This window comes from Lysobacter ciconiae (assembly GCF_015209725.1).
GTDB lineage: Bacteria > Pseudomonadota > Gammaproteobacteria > Xanthomonadales > Xanthomonadaceae > Novilysobacter > Novilysobacter ciconiae.
Map to the genome: position 1 here is coordinate 1705074 of NZ_CP063656.1, position 16870 is coordinate 1721943.

A 16870-nucleotide genomic window follows, 5' to 3' on the forward strand; every position below is an offset into this window, starting at 1 on the left:
CGCGAATTATCGCAGCTTTATGGCACCGCAACCAGCGGGGCGACGATCAGGCCAGGTCGGCGGACGTCGTGAAGCTCTCGCCGCAGCCGCATTCGGCGTTGGCATTGGGGTTGCGGAACATGAACTGGTCGCCGAGGCGATGCTTGACCACGTCGATCTGGGTGCCGTCCACCTGGGGCAGGCTCAGCATGTCGACGTAGATCTTCACGCCGCCGTCTTCGTACACGCTGTCGCCGGCGCGCTCGTCGGTGGCCAGGTCGGCGAAGTGCTGCCAGCCCGAACAGCCGGTTTTCTTGGCACCGAAGCGAAGGCCGATGGCGTCGGGGCTCTCGGCGAGGAAGCGCTGGACGCGTGCCAGCGCGGCGGGTGTCAGGGTGATGCTCATGAAATCTCCTGCTGCGATGGGGCCATGATACCGGGGAGTGGCGACGGGGCCGGATCGGCGTTCACGCAAGCTCTCCGGTAAACTCCAACGCTTTCAATATTGGCCCCAACAGGCAAGGATTCAAGGCATGACGGCGGTGCGAGCATGACCATTATCAGCATCGAACACGCGCTGGCCGGCAAGTTGCCGGTGGGCGGCGAGATCACGGTCCGCGGCTGGGTGCGCACCCGGCGCGACTCGAAAGCCGGCCTGAGCTTCGTCAATGTCAGCGATGGCTCCTGCTTCTCGCCCATCCAGGTCGTTGCGCCCAATACGCTGGCCAACTACGACAGCGAGGTGAAGCACCTCACCGCCGGCTGCTCGGTGATCGTCACCGGCGAGCTGGTCGCCTCGCAGGGCAAGGGCCAGGGCTTCGAGATCCGCGCCGAGAGCGTTGAAGTGGTGGGCTGGGTGGATGACCCGGAGACCTACCCGATCCAGCCCAAGGCGCACTCGCTGGAGTTCCTGCGCGAGGTCGCCCACCTGCGGCCGCGCACCAACCTGTTCGGTGCGGTCACCCGCATCCGCCACTGCCTGGCCCAGGCGGTGCACCGCTACTTCCACGAAGACGGCTACTTCTGGATCAGCACGCCGATCATCACCACCTCCGATGCTGAAGGTGCCGGCCAGATGTTCCGCGTGTCCACGCTGGACATGGCCAACGCGCCACGCAACAAGGCCGGCGGCGTGGACTTCAGCCGCGACTTCTTCGGCCAGGAGACCTTCCTGACCGTGTCCGGCCAGCTCAACGCCGAGGCCTACGCGCTGGCCCTGAGCAAGGTCTACACCTTCGGGCCGACCTTCCGCGCCGAGAATTCCCACACCACCCGCCACCTGGCCGAGTTCTGGATGGTGGAGCCGGAAATCGCCTTCGCCGACCTGGCCGAGGACGCGCGCGTGGCCGAGGAGTTCCTGAAATACCTGTTCCGCGCGGTGCTGGACGAGCGCGGCGACGACATGGCCTTCATCGCCGAGCGCGTGCAGAAGGACGCGATCACCCGCCTGGAAGGCTTCATCAACGCGCCCTTCGAGCAGATCGACTACACCGACGCGGTGAGCCTGCTGCAGAAGTCCGGGCACAAGTTCGAGTTCCCGGTCGAGTGGGGCCTGGACCTGCAGACGGAGCACGAGCGCTGGCTGACCGAGCAGCACGTGGGCCGGCCGGTAGTGGTCACCAACTACCCCGAGCAGATCAAGGCGTTCTATATGCGCCTGAACGACGATGGCAAAACGGTGGCGGCGATGGACGTGCTGGCACCGGGCATCGGCGAGATCATCGGCGGCAGCCAGCGTGAGGAACGCCTGGACGTGCTGGACAAGCGCATGGCCCAGTTCGGCCTGGATCCGGAGACCTACCAGTGGTACCGCGACTTCCGCCGCTACGGTTCCGTGCCGCATGCCGGCTTCGGTCTGGGCTTCGAGCGGCTGGTGGTGTACGTCTGCGGGCTGACCAACATCCGCGACGCGATCGCCTTCCCGCGTGCGCCGGGCCAGGCGGAATTCTGATGCCGAATACGCTACGAGGTGACCGCCGGTGATCCTGTTCTTCGCCCTGCTCTGCCTGGCGGCCGCCATCGCCGGCGCGACGGCGTTCGTGATCTTCTGGCCGCTGACGCTGGTGCACATGCGCGACCGGCAGCCGGAGCTGCTGGCGGAGTTCGGGCCCAGCGCCTTCATCAGCCCGTCGGCGTGGGCGTGGCTGATGCGCGGCGGATACCGCGCCGCCGGCGACCGCAACCTGAGCGGACTGGCAGCGCCGGCGCGGATATCGCTGCTGACCATCCTTGCCGGGCTGGTGAGCTCGGGCGTGCTGTACGCGATTGCGACGGTGATGCCATGAACAATGACCAGTGGTGGCTGGCGGCGCTGGGGCGCACGATCGTCTGGGCGCGTCTGCGCGAGCTGGACGCCGGGACGGCGGAAGTGCTGGACAGTGACGGCAACACGTTGTCCTACGACAGCCCCGACACCGCCAGGGCGGCGCTGATGGACGCGGAGTTCGCCGCGCTCGACGGGATGGACGCCGAGGACGCCGCCGACCGCGGTTTCGCGCTGGATGAACTGGTGGTTCCGTACGCTGAGGACGATGACCGCCTGCGCGCGCTGATGGTCCAGACGCTGCCGCGCGCCCACTGACAGGAGAGCGACATGGACCTCAACCTCACCGGTCGCCACGCCCTGGTGCGTGGCGCGTCACAGGGCATCGGCCTGGCGACGGCGCGGGCGCTGGCGACGCTGGGCGCGGACGTCACCATGGTGGCGCGTCGCGGCCAGCTGCTGCTGGAGCTGTCGGCCGAACTGCCGCGACCGCAGACAACACAGTCCCACGGCTGGCTGGCGGCGGACTCCGAGGACATCGACGCGCTCCAGGCACAGGTGCAGGCGCTGGTGGCCGGCAAACCGGTCCACATCCTGGTCAACAACAGCGGCGGCCCGCCGCCGGGCAGCGTGCACGGCACCGACGTGGTCGCCTTCGAGGTCGCGTTGCGCCAGCACCTGCTGGCCAACCATGTCGTCACCGAGGCGGTGATCCCGGGCATGGAAAGCGACAGCTACGGCCGCATCGTGAACGTCATCTCGACCTCGGTGAAGGAGCCCATCCAGGGCCTGGGCGTGTCCAACACCACGCGCTGGGCGGTCGCCAGCTGGGCCAAGACCCTGGCCACTGAGCTGGCCCCGCGGGGCATCACCGTCAACAACGTCCTGCCGGGCTCGACCCAGACCCCGCGCATCGACCAGATCATCGAGACCACGATGCAGCGCAGCGGCCGCTCGCGCGCCGATGTCTACAGCGACATGGTCGAGGAGATCCCGATGGGCCGGTTCGCCCGCCCCGAGGAGACCGCGGCGGCCATCGCCTTCCTGTGCTCGCCGGCGGCGGCCTACATCACCGGGGTCAACCTGCCGGTGGACGGCGGCCGCACGCGCTCGTTGTGACCGCGGCGCAGCGGTAAGCTTCCCGGATGCAGCTGCCCCACTGGATCAACGGCCAGGCCGAACACGCCGAGACGCGGATCGATGTCGCCAATCCCGCCACCGGCGAGGTATTTGCGGGCGTCGCGGCCGGCGACAGCGGAACCGTTGATCGCGCGGTAGCGGCCGCGTCCGACGCGTTTCCGCACTGGTCGGCGCTGCCCAGCACCGAGCGCGCCGCGTGGCTGGCTAGGCTGGCCACAGCGCTGGAGGACCGGCTGGAGGATTTCGCGGCGGCCGAATGCCGCGACGGTGGCAAGCCCATCCGCTTGGCGCGCGAGATCGAAGTGCCGCGCGCGGTCAGCAACCTGCGGTTCTTCGCCCATGCGGCAACCCAGTTCGCCAGCGAATCCCATCACGGCCAGGCCGGGCTGAACTACACGCTGCGCCCGCCGCTTGGCGTGGTCGCGGCGATCACGCCGTGGAACCTGCCGCTGTACCTGCTGACCTGGAAGATCGCGCCCGCGCTGGCGGCCGGCAACACGGTCGTCGCCAAGCCCTCGGAAGTCACCCCGCTGACGGCGACGATGCTGGGCGAGCTGGCGGCGTCGATCGGGTTTCCGGCCGGCGTGCTGAACATCGTCCACGGCACGGGCGCTGGGGTCGGCGAGCCGCTGGTGACACACCCGCAGATCAAGGCGGTGACCTTCACCGGCAGCACCACCGTTGGCCGCCGCATCGCCGGGTTGACCGGCCCGCTGCTGCGCCGGACGTCGCTGGAGCTGGGCGGCAAGAATCCGACCCTGGTATTCGCCGACAGCGACTGGCGCAGGAATCTCGACCTGCTGGTGCGCTCCGCCTTCCAGAACTCCGGCCAGATCTGCCTGTGCGGTTCGCGCATGCTGGTCGAACGCAGTATCTATCCCGAATTCCGCGACGCGCTGGTTGAACGCGCCAACGCGCTGCGCGTCGGCGACCCGCAGCGTCCCGACACCGATCTGGGACCGCTGGTGTCGCAGGTCCACTTCGACAAGGTCACCGCCGCGATCGACCGCGCGCGCCGGGAAGGCGCCACCGTGCTGTGCGGCGGCCAGGCGCTGGAGCTGGCGGGTTGGTTCATCGGCCCGACCGTGCTGGAAGGCCTGGGCCCGGACTGCGCGACCAACCGCGAGGAAATCTTCGGCCCCGTCGTCACCTTGCAGCCTTTCGACGACGATTCGCACGCGCTGGCGCTGGCCAACGCCGGCGATTACGGCCTGGCCGCGTCGGTGTGGACGCGCGACCTCAACCGCGCCCACCGCTTGGCTGCGCAACTGCGCGCCGGGGTGGTCTGGATCAACACCTGGATGCAGCGCGACCTGCGCACGCCGTTTGGCGGCAGCGGTGCATCCGGCCTCGGCCGCGAAGGCGGCCTGGAGGCCATGCGATTCTTTACCGACGTGCGCAACGTCGGCATCCACCTGGACTAGAGACACGATGAATTCGATCCCCGAACTGCTGCGCAGGAACACCCAATGGGCCGAGCGCATCCGCGCCGAAGACCCGACCTTCTTTGAACGCCTGTCGCGCCAGCAGGCGCCCGAATACCTGTGGATCGGCTGCTCCGACTCGCGCGTACCGGCCAACCAGATCATCGACGTCGCCCCCGGCGAGGTCTTCGTCCACCGCAACATCGCCAACGTGGTGGTGCAGAGCGATCTCAACTGCCTGTCGGTGATCCAGTTCGCCGTGGACGTGCTGAAGGTCAAGCACATCCTGGTGGTCGGCCATTACGGCTGCGGCGGCGTGCACGCGGCGCTGACCGACCAGCGCGTGGGCCTGTCGGACAACTGGATCCGGCACGTCACCAACGTCGCCGAAACCCACGCATCCTTCCTCAGCCAGCTGTGCAGCGAGGAGCTGCGCCATGACCGCCTGTGCGAGCTGAACGTGCTGGAGCAGGTCATCAACGTCTGCCATTCCACGGTAGTGCGCGATTGCTGGGAGCGCGGCCAGCCGCTCGCCGTGCACGGCTGGGTCTACACCCTGCGCGATGGGCGCGTGCACGACCTGGGCATCGACATGGACAACCTCGACACCATGCCCGCGCGCCATTCGGCCGCGCTGGCGCGCATCTACGCCGACCGCGAGGACCGCTGAGATGGCGACCGGGGTGCAGGCGGATGCGGCGCCGCGTGCGGTGGGCCATTACCCGCATGCGCGGCGCGTCGGCGGACTGCTGTTCCTGTCCGGCATCGGCCCGCGCAACCCGGTCGACAACACGGTGCCGGGCAACGTGGTGGACGCCGAAGGCGGGCTGGTCTCGCACGACATCCGCGCGCAGGTGCTGGCGACCTTTGCCAACGTGCGCGCGGTGCTCGCCGCCAGCGGCGCGCGCTGGGAGGACCTGGTGGACGTCACCGTCTACCTGACCCGGATGGATTCGGACTTCCACACCTTCAACGCGATCTGGGCCGAGCACTTTCCGGACGCAGGCAGCGCGCCGTGCCGGACCACGGTGGGCGTTGATGCCCTGCCCACGCCGATCGCCATCGAACTGAAGTGCATCGCTGTCGTGGAGGACTGACCATGCTGCCCAATCCCCTGAACCTGCAGGCCTGGATCGAGGAACACCGCCACCTGCTGAAGCCGCCGGTGGGCAACAAGGTCGTCTACGACGGCGACTTCATCGTGATGGTCGTCGGCGGTCCGAACGTGCGCACTGACTACCACTTCGACGAGGGGCCCGAGTGGTTCTTCCAGCTCGAAGGCGAGATGGTCTTGCGCATCCAGGAGACCAACGCGGACGGGGTGATGGCGCCGCGCGACATCCCGATCCGGGCCGGCGAGATGTTCCTGTTGCCGCCGCGTGTCCCGCACTCCCCGCAGCGGATGCCCGACTCGATCGGGGTGGTGATCGAGCGCCGCCGCCTGGCGCACGAGGACGACGGCCTGATGTGGTTCTGCGAGCGCTGCAACCACAAGCTCTACGAGGAGTTCTTCCACCTGCAGGACATCGAAATCGACCTGCCGCCGGTGTTCGACCGCTTCTACGCGTCCACCGAACATCGCAGCTGCGGGCAGTGCGGGCACCTTAACCCGGCCCCCGACAAGTACGTGATGCCGGACACCTGAGCCGGGCGGATAGACTGCTCCCATGCTCAAGATCGACACCCACGCCCACTACCTGCCGCAGAACTGGCCCGACCTCGCGCGCAAGTACGGCGACCTGCGGTTTCCGGTAATCCACCACACCGAGGACGGGCGTCACCGGATCTATAAGGACGGCAAATTCTTCCGCGAAATCTGGTCCAAGACCTGGGACCCGCAGGAACGCATCGACGACTACGCCAGCTTCGGCGTGCAGGTGCAGGTGCTGAGCACGGTGCCGGTGATGTTCTCCTACTGGGCGCGGCCGCATCACGCGCTGGAGCTGCACCAGGCGCTCAACGACCACATGGCGGCGACGTGTCGCGACTACCCGCGCCATTACGCGGGCATCGGAACCGTGCCGCTGCAGTCGCCGCGCCTGGCGGTGCAGGAGCTGGAGCGCTGCATGGATCAGCTCGGCCTGCAGGGCGTGCAGATCGGCAGCCACGTGAGCAGGTCGCCTGACGAACACTGGAACCTGGACGCGCCCGAGCTGTTCGAGTTCTTCCAGGCCGCCAGCGAACTGGGCGCGGCGATCCTGGTGCATCCGTGGGACATGATGGGCACCGCGAGCATGCCCAAGTACTGGCTGCCGTGGCTGGTGGGCATGCCCGCCGAACAGTCGCGCGCCGCCTGCTGCCTCGTGTTCGGCGGCGTGCTGGAGCGGCTGCCGAAGCTGAAGGTCTGCCTGGCCCACGGCGGCGGTAGTTTCCCGTACACGATCGGCCGCATCGAGCACGGCTTCAACATGCGCCCCGATCTGGTCGCCACCGACAATCCGCGCAACCCGCGCGAGTACCTGCGCCGGCTGTACTTCGATTCCTGGGTCGCCGACGATGCCGCGCTGCGCTACCTGCTCGACACCTGCGGGGTCGACCGCGTGATGCTGGGCACCGACTATCCCTTCCCGCTGGGCGAGCAGTCGCCGGGCGCCGCCATCGACGCGCTCGGCCTGGCGGAAAAAGAACAACAACGCCTGTACCACGGCACCGCGCTGGAATGGCTTGGCCTGCCGAAGTCGCGTTTCGAATGACTCGCGCCGAGCGCGCGCCCTCACCTGTTGGGATCCACGACCTGATGACCGAACTTCACTCCTCCGAGCACGCTTTCGCCCTCGACGCGGCCGATCCGCTGCCCACCTTGCGCGCGCAGTTCCACATCCCGCAGCACGCGGACGGCGACCAGGCCTACTTCGTCGGCAACTCGCTGGGCCTGCAGCCGCGCGGCGTGCGTGCCCAGGTCGAGGACGTGCTGGACAAGTGGTCGATGGAAGCGGTCGAAGGCCATTTCCGCGGCAACTCGCAGTGGATGCGCTACCACCAGCTGATGCGCGAGCCGCTGGCGCGGATCGTCGGCGCGCAGCCCGAGGAAGTGGTCGCGATGAACTCGCTGACCGCCAACCTGCATCTGATGATGGTCAGCTTCTACCGGCCGACAGCCGAGCGCCCGGCGATCCTGATCGAGGCCGGCTCGTTTCCCAGCGATCGCTACGCGGTCGAATCGCAGATCGCCTTCCACGGGTTCGACCCGGGCACGGACCTGATCGAAGTCGCCGCCGACTTGCCGGGCGGGTTGTTCTCGATGGCGGCGATCGAGCAGGCAATCACCGAGCACGGCCATCGCCTGGCGCTGGTGCTCTGGCCGGGCGTCCAGTACCGCACCGGCCAGGCCTTCGACGTCACCGAAATCACCCGCATCGCCCATGCGCAGGGCGCGCTGTGCGGCGTCGACCTCGCCCACGCGGTCGGCAACATCCCGCTGGAACTGCACGACAGCGACGTCGATTTCGCGGTCTGGTGCCACTACAAGTACCTCAACAGCGGGCCGGGCGCGGTCGCCGGCTGTTTCGTCCACGAACGCCACGCTCGGACCGATGCGCCGCGTTTTGCCGGCTGGTGGGGCCACGACGCGGCTACGCGTTTCCAGATGGGTCCCGACTTCCAGCCGACGCCGGGCGCGGAGGGCTGGCAGCTGAGCAATCCGCCGATCCTCGGGCTGGCGCCACTGCGCGCGTCGCTGGACCTGTTCGATCAGGTCGGCATGCCGGCGCTGCGGGAAAAATCCCTGCGCCTGACCGGTTATCTGGAGTCGCTGATCCAGCAGCGCCTGGCCGACACCCTGGAGGTGCTGAGCCCGGCCGACCCGGCCGAGCGCGGCTGCCAGCTGTCGCTCCGCGTGCGCGGCGGACGCGACGAGGGCCGCTCGCTGTTCGACCATCTGGCGGCCAACGGCGTGCTCGGTGACTGGCGCGAGCCCGACGTGATCCGCATCTCCCCCGCCCCGCTCTACAACACCCATCACGACGTCCTGCGCTTCGCCGACGGCGTGGACGCGTGGCGGAAGACCCGCTGACCATGGCCGAACCCATCCCCGCCGGCACTTCGGCCGCAACCGAAGCGCCACCGGTGTCCGGCGATGGCGCCGTCGCGCCGCACCTGACCATCGTCGGTGCCGGTCTGGCAGGCGCGCTGCTGGCCATCCTGCTCGCCCAGCGTGGCTGGAGCATCGATGTCTACGAGAAGCGCGGCGACCTGCGCGAACTCGGTTACGAGCGCGGCCGCTCGATCAACCTGGCGCTCGCAGAACGCGGCCGGCACGCCCTGCGACAGGCCGACGCCGACGACGCGGTGATGGCGAAGACGGTGATGATGCGCGGCCGCATGGTGCATTTCGCCGACGGGCACCTGGACCTGCAGCGCTACGGCCGCGACGACACCGAGGTGATCTGGTCGGTGCACCGCGGCGAGCTCAACGAGGCGCTGCTCGACATCGCCGAGGAGGCCGGCGCGCGCATCCACTTCCACCATCGCCTCGACAGCGTCGACTTCGAGGCCCGGATCGCAAAGTTTGGCGATGATCGCGGCGACACCGTGCGCGAGATCCACTTCGACACCCTGGTCGGTGCCGATGGCGCCGGCTCGTCCCTGCGCCAGGCGATGGCGGAGGTCTGCGAACTGGGCGATCGCAGCGAGTTCCTCGGCCACTCCTACAAGGAGCTGGAGATCCCGCCCGGTCCGGACGGCGGCTTCCAGATCGAGCCCCATGCGCTGCATATCTGGCCGCGAGGGCGCTACATGTGCATCGCGCTGCCCAATGATGAGGGCACTTTTACCGTCACCCTGTTTTTGCCGAACCGTGGCGCCCCCGACGCTGGCACACTCAACGGCGTCGACGGGGATCACGGCGACACGACCAATGTCACCAAACCCGGCACGCACCCAGCACCCGGCTTCGACACCATCACCACCGGCGCGCAGGCGCGGGCGTTCTTCGATCGCGACTTCCCTGACGCATCCCGACTGATCCCCGCGCTCGAACACGATTTCGACCACAACCCGACCGGCGTCCTCGGTACGCTGTACCTGGACCGCTGGCACCTGGACCACCGCGCGGTGCTGATCGGCGACGCAGCGCACGCGATGGTGCCCTTCCACGGCCAGGGCATGAACTGCGCGTTCGAGGATTGCGTCGCGCTCGCCAACCACCTCCTGCAGACCACCGCCCGCGGCGAGGCGTTCGCCGGCTTCCAGGCCGAGCGCCTGCCCAATGCCCGCGCGATCCAGCAGATGGCGCTGGAGAACTACCTGGAGATGCGCGACCACGTCGATGACGACGACTACCTGCTGCAGCGCGAGCTGGGCAACCGCCTGGCCGAGCGCCACCCGCAGCGGTTCCTGCCGCGCTACGCCATGGTGACCTTCACCCACCTGCCCTACGCCGTCGCGCTGGCGCGTGGCGAGACCCAGCACGAGATGCTGGTGGAGCTGACCCGGGACCGCACGTCCTTGGACGGCTTCGACTGGGATGCCGCCGACGCGCTGGTCGAAGCCCGCCTGCCGCCGTTGCCTGAGGACTACTGAGACGTGGCGGCCAGCTTCCTGTTCTACGACCTGGAAACCTTCGGCTCCGATCCCCGTCGCACGCGCATCGCACAGTTCGCCGCGATCCGCACCGATGCCGACCTCAACCCGATCGACGAGCCGATCAGCATCTTCGTCAAACCCGCCGACGACCTGCTGCCCTCGCCCATCGCCACCCTGATCACCGGGATCACCCCGCAGCACGCGCTGCGCGAAGGCATGGCCGAGCGCGACGCGCTGGCGCTGATCTTTGATGAGATGGCGCGGCCGGAAACCTGCACGCTGGGCTACAACTCGCTGCGTTTTGACGACGAGTTTGTCCGCCACGGCCTGTTCCGCAACTTCTTTGATCCCTACGAGCGCGAATGGCGCGGCGGCAATTCGCGCTGGGACCTGCTGGACGTGATGCGCTTCGCCCACGCCCTGCGCCCGGACGGCATCGTCTGGCCCAAGCGCGAGGACGGCGCGACCTCCTTCAAGCTCGAGCACCTGGCCGAGGCCAACGGCGTGCGCGAGGGCGACGCGCATGAGGCACTGTCGGATGTCCGCGCGCTGATCGGCCTGGCACGCAAACTCAAGACCGCGCAGCCGCGCCTGTGGGACTACGCCCTGCGCCTGCGCGACAAGCGCTACGCGGCCAGCCTGCTGGACGTGGTCGCGATGACGCCCGTGCTGAACGTATCGCAGCGCTTCCCGGCCAGCCGCCTGTGCGCCGCCCCGGTGATCCCGCTCGCCCGCCATCCGCACATCGACAGCCGGGTCATCGTGTTCGACCTCGGCCAGGACCCCGACAGCCTGCTCACGCTGGACCCCGAACAGATCGCCGCGCGCCTGTACGTGCGTGCCGCCGACCTGCCCGAGGATGTGGAGCGCGTCGCGCTCAAGGAGATCCACCTCAACCGCAGCCCGGCGCTGTCGGCCTGGGCGCATCTGCGGCCGGCGGATTTCGAACGCCTCTGCATCGACCGCGAGCTGGTCGAGTCACGGGCCGCACGCCTGCGCGACGCCGGGCCGGCACTGGCGGAAAAGATCCGCGCGGTCTTCAGCAACGACCGCGAACATCCGCCCTCCGATATCGATGCCAGCCTCTACGACGGCTTCCTGGACGGCGCCGACAAGCGCGTGTTTGCGGAGATCCGGACCAGCGACCCGCAGGCGCTGGCCGAGCGCGACTTCGGCTTCCGCGATGCGCGCCTGCCCGAGTTGCTGTTCCGCTACCGCGCACGCAATTTTCCGGAGCACCTGTCAGACCCGGAACGCGTGCGGTGGGACGACTACCGACGCCGGCGCCTGTTGGATGAGGCCGCACGCTTGGGCGAGCAGAGCCTGCCGCAGTATTTCGCCCAGATCGACGCCCTGCGCGCCGAACACCACGACCAACCCGACCGCCTCGCGCTGCTGGACCACCTGCAGCAATGGGGCGAACAGCTGCATCAATCACTATGACCGCCTACTTCAGCGATGCCAGCCTGAAGTTCCTGCGTGGACTGGCGCTGCACAACAACAAGCCCTGGTTCAACGAGCACAAGCCGCAGTACGAGGCGCACGTGCGCCAGCCGTTCCTGCGCCTGATCACCGACCTGCAACCGGATCTGGCCGCGGTCAGCCAGCACTTCCGCGCCGACCCGCGCACCGTTGGCGGCTCGATGTTCCGCATCTACCGCGACGCCCGCTTCTCGCACGACAAGTCCCCGTACAAAAGCTGGCAAGGCGCGCGCCTGTTCCACGAACGCCGCCGCGAAGTGGCCGCGCCGTCGTTCTACATCCACCTGCAGCCCGGCGCGAGCTTCGTCGGCGCCGGTCTGTGGCATCCCGAACCCAAAACCCAGCTCCGCATCCGCCACTTCATCCTCGACAACCCCGTCAGCTGGAAAGCCACCGCGCATTCGCCAAAGCTGCGCAAATGCTTCGACTTCGGGCAGGAGAACAAACTGGTGCGACCACCGCGCGGCTTCCCCGCCGATTTTGAATTCATCGACGACCTGAAACACCGCAACTGGGTGTTCGTGCGGCCGCTGGACGACGCGACGATGACGGGGACGAAGCTGCGCGAGACTATTGCGGGCGATCTTGTGATGCTGGGGCCGTTTGTGGATTATTTGTGTGCGGGGTTGGATTTGGAGTTTTGAGTTTGTCTGCCCAAACAAAAGACTCCTCAGCGTCCCGAGCCACTACCGCTTTTTCGACTCAGGGCGAACTACGCATTCGACACACTGCCCTCTTCGACCAGCGTAGACGTTTTGGTTAACTCCAAGCATTGTCCCTAAGTCGAGGCTCACTTTAGGCGAGGCGACAGCTTGGGTTCTGCCCACCCTTCTCCTTGGAATCCGCGTAGGACCTTGATGTGGGCGGAAGCGCCACTAATGTTCCTTACCTCAGCGCGAACTCCCATCGCACCAATCAGTATCGGCTCATGCCCCTCGATAGGAAACGTAAATTCCTCGCTGCGAGGGTTTGGCCCGACCTCGGTATATCGCACTCGCAACTGTCCATCACGAACCCCCATATATTCGAGCGCTCGCAATCTATTGTTTTCTAGCAGAATCGAACGAATTCCTTCTTCCGTCACCTCGACGTCCTTTCCCTTCACACGCCGATTCCAAATAGTTTGATACCCGTTGTAGCCGCTATTGTCGACAAACCACTCCCTGTCACCGTTGGTGCGATGAACTCGTAGACCGACTGTATCGCCCTTCGCCAATACATTGCCCAGCAGTCCGTGCCAAGCGCGGCCCTTGCCTTCCACAGGAGTGTAATAGTCCCACTTACTATCTCTGTGAGAAAAGTGCAGATCTGTCGCGTCGATTGCGAAACTGAAGGGAAGACGCAACGCCCCTGGCATTCTGCTTTCAAAAGGCTCAGATATCCGGTACGTCTGAAGGTCCGTAGTGTCTCCTTCAACGTAGAACTTATCGCCCGGAAATACTTGCAACTCTTCGCCCGTAAGGCTGGCGTTCGGCGAAGCAGCGAAGGCTTGCACACAAGCAAGCATGACAATAAGGAAAAAGGCTAGCATTAAGCGGTGCACGATAACCTCAACGCGTTACGTGGGAAGGTCGCACCATTTTGCCATATTTTACCGAGCAGCACCCAAACAGGGTGAGATGCCGTGGCCTAACAACCCAGCACCCGGCTCGCGGCCCAATTTGTCCCATGGAAACACCTCCAAAGGGACGATGGCGCGAGGCCCGACAAAACTCAAACTCATCATGTGTAACGTTCTGGCCCGTGGGAGAAAGAGGTCCTTTCTTGTGGGACGGGCTTATGACGAACGCCCTCTTCTTCTACGATGGGTGCTTTTGTGTAGCTCGCGTTGATAAGAAGATTTCGTCACCTGTTGGGCAATCAAAAGTTATCTGCGGCGATGCAATGGCCGCTCGCGCCAAGCGCGCTCAGTCAGTTCCGGAGTGATGGTCTCACGAAGCACCCGGAGGGCATTGTCAGAATATCGAGGGTGCTTTTGCGAGCCAAACTCAAACACCATAACATTAGTCGGGTCTTCGTCTATACGCAAAAAGTCGCGGATAGCCTTGACCTTAGTAGGTGTCAATCCTAGCTTTTCCGCCAACGCACTGGGACTCCAGTGGTATTTTTTCTGGAGGTCCACTTCACGGATCGCAGCGGCGCCCTCAGGGTCATCCCCTGATACGTATCGAACCGCTGGTGCATCCACTGACCTTGTGATTCGAACGCGAACGGTCGGGCCGACTCCCTCCACGTGTGTTGTAAGGGTCGTCAGCCTCGGGAACACCTCTTCTACAGCCGTGTGCGCCTTGATAGCTTCTTCAATACGGTCCAAATCCCTTTTGGAGATAGCCACTTCGTCGCTCACATGGGCCTCCATCGCTAGAAGAGTGGTAATTCGGCCCCTAGCTTCGTCTCTTGCTCTTCGCCCCGGCGACAGCAGGTCGCGAATCTGGGCATATTCCCGGTTAACCAGCATCAAGAAATCTGGAAGTGGCTGGGTGGAGAGGGGTAAGACTCGCGCCGGCAGGTTGTCGGCTAGCGTATCTTGAAAATGTGCAACCAAGATTTCGTCGAGAGCTGTGATCAAAGATCTGGAATTGATGTAGAGAGTATCTTCAGGAACAACGATCATCCAGTGTTGCGCTTGGTCACGCATTGCGTCTATGACGCGGATAGCCCCGCCTTGCGCACCGTAAATCCAGCCTCTGGCCTGAGCTATGCTCACCGCCCTCTCAATACCAATAGAAGTTCCCTTCGCCTTATCAAATACGCTCTGGCCCTTCAGTACCAACAACGCCTTAACCAGCATTTCGCTGGCGTGCTGGAGCATTAGCAACACTGCTTCAGACCTTCCGTCGTCGTTGTGGCTATTGAACGCTTCCAATCCACGTTTCAGTGAAGCTATAGCGTTGGCTTTCAGAGTTTTGGCTTCCCGCTTTAACTTCACGATGCACCTACCTTCGGCCTTCTTCGAGTGGATGTTACTGCGTACGCTTCGACCCCACCACCTTCGGAAGCCGCGCTGATTGACGATACGCAGTTGTGCGGTTTCACTTTATTCGTGCCTTGACGAAACGGGTACTCGCTTGAATTGCAATGACGCGGGCTGTCAGAGCCTCCGCCTTGCGCGACGTGTCGCCGCTTGACAAGAACTTTCATTTCGAACGCAACCAACTTCCCTCGCAACAGCTCCACAGCCACTGGCATACCACCGCCTTATGTCCCCAACCACCGCGTCTTGCGCCGCCCGCATCCACATCGCTGATCACCCCGATCAGCTTGCCTTGCGCATTGAGGCTGTCGAGCGCGTCCAGCGCGACGTCGAGCGAATCCGGATCGAGGCTGCCGAAGCCTTCGTCGTGGAACAACGCGTCGGTACGGGTCTTGTGGCCTATGGCAACCGCGTTGGATCAATCAGCCGCTCGCGCGCCGGTCTGGGGGCAATCGGTGCGCACTGGCGTTCGATCATGCGTCGCACGACAGGCGCATCGCGACCGCAGTGGAGTGTCCGGATGCGCTCGGATATGGCCGCGTCGTGGTGAGTCATGCGACTGTTGTGGCGCACGTAGTCGAGCCACGTAGGCGTCTCGTAACGCTCGATCCAGACCTCGGGGTCGGCGAGATCGCGCAGCAGGGTCCAGTTGCGCGCCCCGTCGCGGCGCCGGACGCGACGTCGCTCGACCATCGCGCCCATGAACTCCCCGAGATCCGTCTCACGAATCGCGTATTCGATGGTAATCACGACCGGACCCGTTCGCCCGTCCACGGGGACGGCCGTGCTCGGCTCTTTCCACAAGTGCAGCAAATCGAGATTGAGTTCTTTCGTCTGCGCCACCGGCCACCAGCGTCCGAGCGCCGCGCCGCCTAGCATGACGACGGATGCCGCCAGCAGTGCCAGGGTGACGCTCGTGTCTGCCGCGACTTCACCCCACAGCCAGCTTCCACTCGCCAGGCCGCCAAACGCCGCCATCTGGTAGATCGACAACGCGCGCGCGACCACCCAGCGTGGCGCCGACATCTGCACGGCGACGTTGAACGTGGCAAGCGCCAACAGCCACCCGGCGCCGGCCACCAGCAACGCGGCCATCGTCACCAGCAGCTGCGTACTGACAGCGGCGATCGACCCGGCGAGGGCAAACGCGACACTGGTCCAGCCCACGATGGCCCCGGTCGACATCCGTTGGCGCAGCTTCGCGTTCCCGACGGCGCCGGCCACCGCGCCCACGCCAAACGCACCGAGCAGCAGGCCATAGGTGAGCGGTCCGCCGCCGAGCCTGTCCTTGGCGAGCAGCGGCATCAGCGCCATGAGTCCGCTTGCCGCGATACAGAACACCGCGCTGCGCACCAGAACCGTGCGAATGGCGGGCGATCCGGCGACAAAACGGACGCCCGCGCCCATGGCGATGCCGAGCGTTTCGCGCGGCAGCGTCTGCGGGTTCGCGGGTGGACGCCAGCGCAGCAGCACGACGATCAACCCGATGTTGCTGACCGCGCTCACCGCGAACGCCGCCGCGGCACCGGCGGCCGCAACGATCGCGCCGCCGATCGCGGGACCCGCGCTGCGGGCGATGTTGAAACCCATGCTGTTGAGCGCCACCGCGCCCGGCAACTCTGCCCGCGGCACCATGTCCCCGACGGACGCCTGCCACGCCGGCCCGTTGAAGGCGCTGCCGCAGCCCATCAGGAAAGTGAAAATCAGCAGCAGCCACGGCGTGATCCATCCGCTCCATGCGAATCCCGCCAGCGTGGCCGACACGATCAGCATGAAGCCCTGCGCGGCGAGCATCACCTTGCGTCGATCGAGATTGTCGGCGACCGCCCCGGCGACCAATGAGAACAACGTGATCGGCAAATAGACCGACGCCAGCACCAACGCGACCATATCGGCCGATGGCGCGATCGCAATCATCAGCCAGGAAGCGCCGACCGACTGGATGAGCACGCCTAGGTTGCTGACCGTGCTGGCGGCCCAGACCCCACGGAACACCGGGTAACGCAATGGCGACAGCGCCGAGGGGGCTTGCTCGTTGTGCACGGAGCCGGATTCGTCTGGTGTCATTCAGGTCGGCTTTTGGGA

The 16870-nt window shown here is 65.9% G+C and carries 18 protein-coding genes; 13 read left to right on the plus strand and 5 right to left on the minus strand.

All coding sequences use genetic code 11. The features are described 5' to 3' along the window. Positions 1-46: 46 nt before the first annotated feature. Positions 47-385 (minus strand): HesB/IscA family protein, encoded by a 339-nt coding sequence (locus tag INQ41_RS07765; protein ID WP_193983366.1) that lies wholly within the window; start codon positions 383-385, stop codon positions 47-49. Positions 386-529: 144 nt separating this feature from the next. On the opposite strand from INQ41_RS07765, the gene asnS reads away from it, so the two are divergent. The 13 genes from asnS to INQ41_RS07830 are packed head-to-tail and all read left to right on the plus strand — an operon-like array spanning position 530 to position 12455. Beyond that, positions 530-1930 (plus strand): asparagine--tRNA ligase, encoded by a 1401-nt coding sequence (asnS, locus tag INQ41_RS07770; protein WP_193983368.1) that lies wholly within the window; start codon positions 530-532, stop codon positions 1928-1930. Positions 1931-1958: 28 nt separating this feature from the next. After that, a complete protein-coding gene (locus INQ41_RS07775; protein ID WP_193983370.1) occupies positions 1959-2264 on the plus strand; it encodes a hypothetical protein in 306 nt (101 codons plus the stop codon). Further along, a complete protein-coding gene (locus INQ41_RS07780; protein WP_193983372.1) occupies positions 2261-2560 on the plus strand; it encodes a hypothetical protein in 300 nt (99 codons plus the stop codon). Before INQ41_RS07775 ends, INQ41_RS07780 begins: the two co-directional genes overlap by 4 nt. 12 nt (positions 2561-2572) lie before the next feature. Beyond that, positions 2573-3361, plus strand: a complete 789-nt coding sequence (locus tag INQ41_RS07785; RefSeq protein WP_193983374.1) for an SDR family oxidoreductase — start codon at positions 2573-2575, stop codon at positions 3359-3361. Positions 3362-3387: 26 nt separating this feature from the next. Next, complete coding sequence (locus INQ41_RS07790) at positions 3388-4806, plus strand: aldehyde dehydrogenase (protein ID WP_193983376.1); 1419 nt, start codon at positions 3388-3390, stop codon at positions 4804-4806. Between the two features lie 7 nt (positions 4807-4813). Next, on the plus strand, positions 4814-5476 hold the full coding sequence (gene can / locus INQ41_RS07795) for a carbonate dehydratase (protein ID WP_193983378.1): 663 nt from the start codon (positions 4814-4816) through the stop codon (positions 5474-5476). A gap of 1 nt (position 5477) precedes the next feature. Continuing rightward, entirely contained in the window at positions 5478-5903 is a 426-nt protein-coding gene (locus INQ41_RS07800) for a RidA family protein (protein WP_193983380.1), read from the plus strand. Positions 5904-5905: 2 nt separating this feature from the next. Beyond that, complete coding sequence (locus INQ41_RS07805) at positions 5906-6451, plus strand: 3-hydroxyanthranilate 3,4-dioxygenase (RefSeq protein WP_193983382.1); 546 nt, start codon at positions 5906-5908, stop codon at positions 6449-6451. Between the two features lie 22 nt (positions 6452-6473). Next, on the plus strand, positions 6474-7499 hold the full coding sequence (locus INQ41_RS07810; protein ID WP_193983384.1) for an amidohydrolase family protein: 1026 nt from the start codon (positions 6474-6476) through the stop codon (positions 7497-7499). Between the two features lie 44 nt (positions 7500-7543). Then, positions 7544-8818: a kynureninase gene (gene kynU / locus INQ41_RS07815; RefSeq protein ID WP_193983386.1), complete on the plus strand. Its 1275-nt coding sequence runs from the start codon at positions 7544-7546 to the stop codon at positions 8816-8818. 2 nt (positions 8819-8820) lie between these two features. Next, positions 8821-10326: an FAD-dependent oxidoreductase gene (locus tag INQ41_RS07820; protein ID WP_193983388.1), complete on the plus strand. Its 1506-nt coding sequence runs from the start codon at positions 8821-8823 to the stop codon at positions 10324-10326. Positions 10327-10329: 3 nt separating this feature from the next. Continuing rightward, positions 10330-11772, plus strand: coding sequence for an exodeoxyribonuclease I (sbcB, locus tag INQ41_RS07825; RefSeq protein ID WP_193983390.1), 1443 nt, complete (start codon positions 10330-10332; stop codon positions 11770-11772). Continuing rightward, positions 11769-12455 carry a DUF2461 domain-containing protein gene (locus INQ41_RS07830; RefSeq protein WP_193983391.1) on the plus strand — a complete coding sequence of 229 codons (687 nt, stop codon included), beginning with the start codon at positions 11769-11771 and terminating at the stop codon, positions 12453-12455. Before sbcB ends, INQ41_RS07830 begins: the two co-directional genes overlap by 4 nt. 146 nt (positions 12456-12601) lie before the next feature. On the opposite strand, the gene INQ41_RS07835 is transcribed toward INQ41_RS07830, so the two are convergent. The 4 genes from INQ41_RS07835 to INQ41_RS07850 all read right to left on the minus strand — a co-directional run bounded on the left by INQ41_RS07835 (position 12602) and on the right by INQ41_RS07850 (position 16828). Beyond that, complete coding sequence (locus tag INQ41_RS07835; protein WP_193983393.1) at positions 12602-13342, minus strand: hypothetical protein; 741 nt, start codon at positions 13340-13342, stop codon at positions 12602-12604. A 336-nt stretch (positions 13343-13678) separates the two neighbouring features. Next, positions 13679-14740 carry a hypothetical protein gene (locus tag INQ41_RS07840; RefSeq protein WP_193983395.1) on the minus strand — a complete coding sequence of 354 codons (1062 nt, stop codon included), beginning with the start codon at positions 14738-14740 and terminating at the stop codon, positions 13679-13681. 208 nt (positions 14741-14948) lie between these two features. After that, positions 14949-15161, minus strand: a complete 213-nt coding sequence (locus INQ41_RS07845) for a hypothetical protein (protein ID WP_193983397.1) — start codon at positions 15159-15161, stop codon at positions 14949-14951. Between the two features lie 23 nt (positions 15162-15184). Continuing rightward, positions 15185-16828 carry an MFS transporter gene (locus INQ41_RS07850; protein WP_228076543.1) on the minus strand — a complete coding sequence of 548 codons (1644 nt, stop codon included), beginning with the start codon at positions 16826-16828 and terminating at the stop codon, positions 15185-15187. Between the last annotated feature and the right edge of the window lie 42 nt (positions 16829-16870).

What these genes read in the sequence shown, in the direction of transcription:
- INQ41_RS07810 (WP_193983384.1), top strand. Translation starts at nt 6,474, where the DNA reads ATGCTCAAGATCGACACCCACGCCCACTACCTGCCGCAGAACTGGCCC.
- kynU (WP_193983386.1), top strand. Translation starts at nt 7,544, where the DNA reads ATGACCGAACTTCACTCCTCCGAGCACGCTTTCGCCCTCGACGCGGCC.
- INQ41_RS07780 (WP_193983372.1), top strand. Translation starts at nt 2,261, where the DNA reads ATGAACAATGACCAGTGGTGGCTGGCGGCGCTGGGGCGCACGATCGTC.
- INQ41_RS07835 (WP_193983393.1), bottom strand. Translation starts at nt 13,342, where the DNA reads ATGCTAGCCTTTTTCCTTATTGTCATGCTTGCTTGTGTGCAAGCCTTC.
- can (WP_193983378.1), top strand. Translation starts at nt 4,814, where the DNA reads ATGAATTCGATCCCCGAACTGCTGCGCAGGAACACCCAATGGGCCGAG.
- INQ41_RS07830 (WP_193983391.1), top strand. Translation starts at nt 11,769, where the DNA reads ATGACCGCCTACTTCAGCGATGCCAGCCTGAAGTTCCTGCGTGGACTG.
- INQ41_RS07765 (WP_193983366.1), bottom strand. Translation starts at nt 385, where the DNA reads ATGAGCATCACCCTGACACCCGCCGCGCTGGCACGCGTCCAGCGCTTC.
- asnS (WP_193983368.1), top strand. Translation starts at nt 530, where the DNA reads ATGACCATTATCAGCATCGAACACGCGCTGGCCGGCAAGTTGCCGGTG.
- INQ41_RS07820 (WP_193983388.1), top strand. Translation starts at nt 8,821, where the DNA reads ATGGCCGAACCCATCCCCGCCGGCACTTCGGCCGCAACCGAAGCGCCA.
- INQ41_RS07790 (WP_193983376.1), top strand. Translation starts at nt 3,388, where the DNA reads ATGCAGCTGCCCCACTGGATCAACGGCCAGGCCGAACACGCCGAGACG.
- INQ41_RS07805 (WP_193983382.1), top strand. Translation starts at nt 5,906, where the DNA reads ATGCTGCCCAATCCCCTGAACCTGCAGGCCTGGATCGAGGAACACCGC.
- INQ41_RS07785 (WP_193983374.1), top strand. Translation starts at nt 2,573, where the DNA reads ATGGACCTCAACCTCACCGGTCGCCACGCCCTGGTGCGTGGCGCGTCA.
- INQ41_RS07800 (WP_193983380.1), top strand. Translation starts at nt 5,478, where the DNA reads ATGGCGACCGGGGTGCAGGCGGATGCGGCGCCGCGTGCGGTGGGCCAT.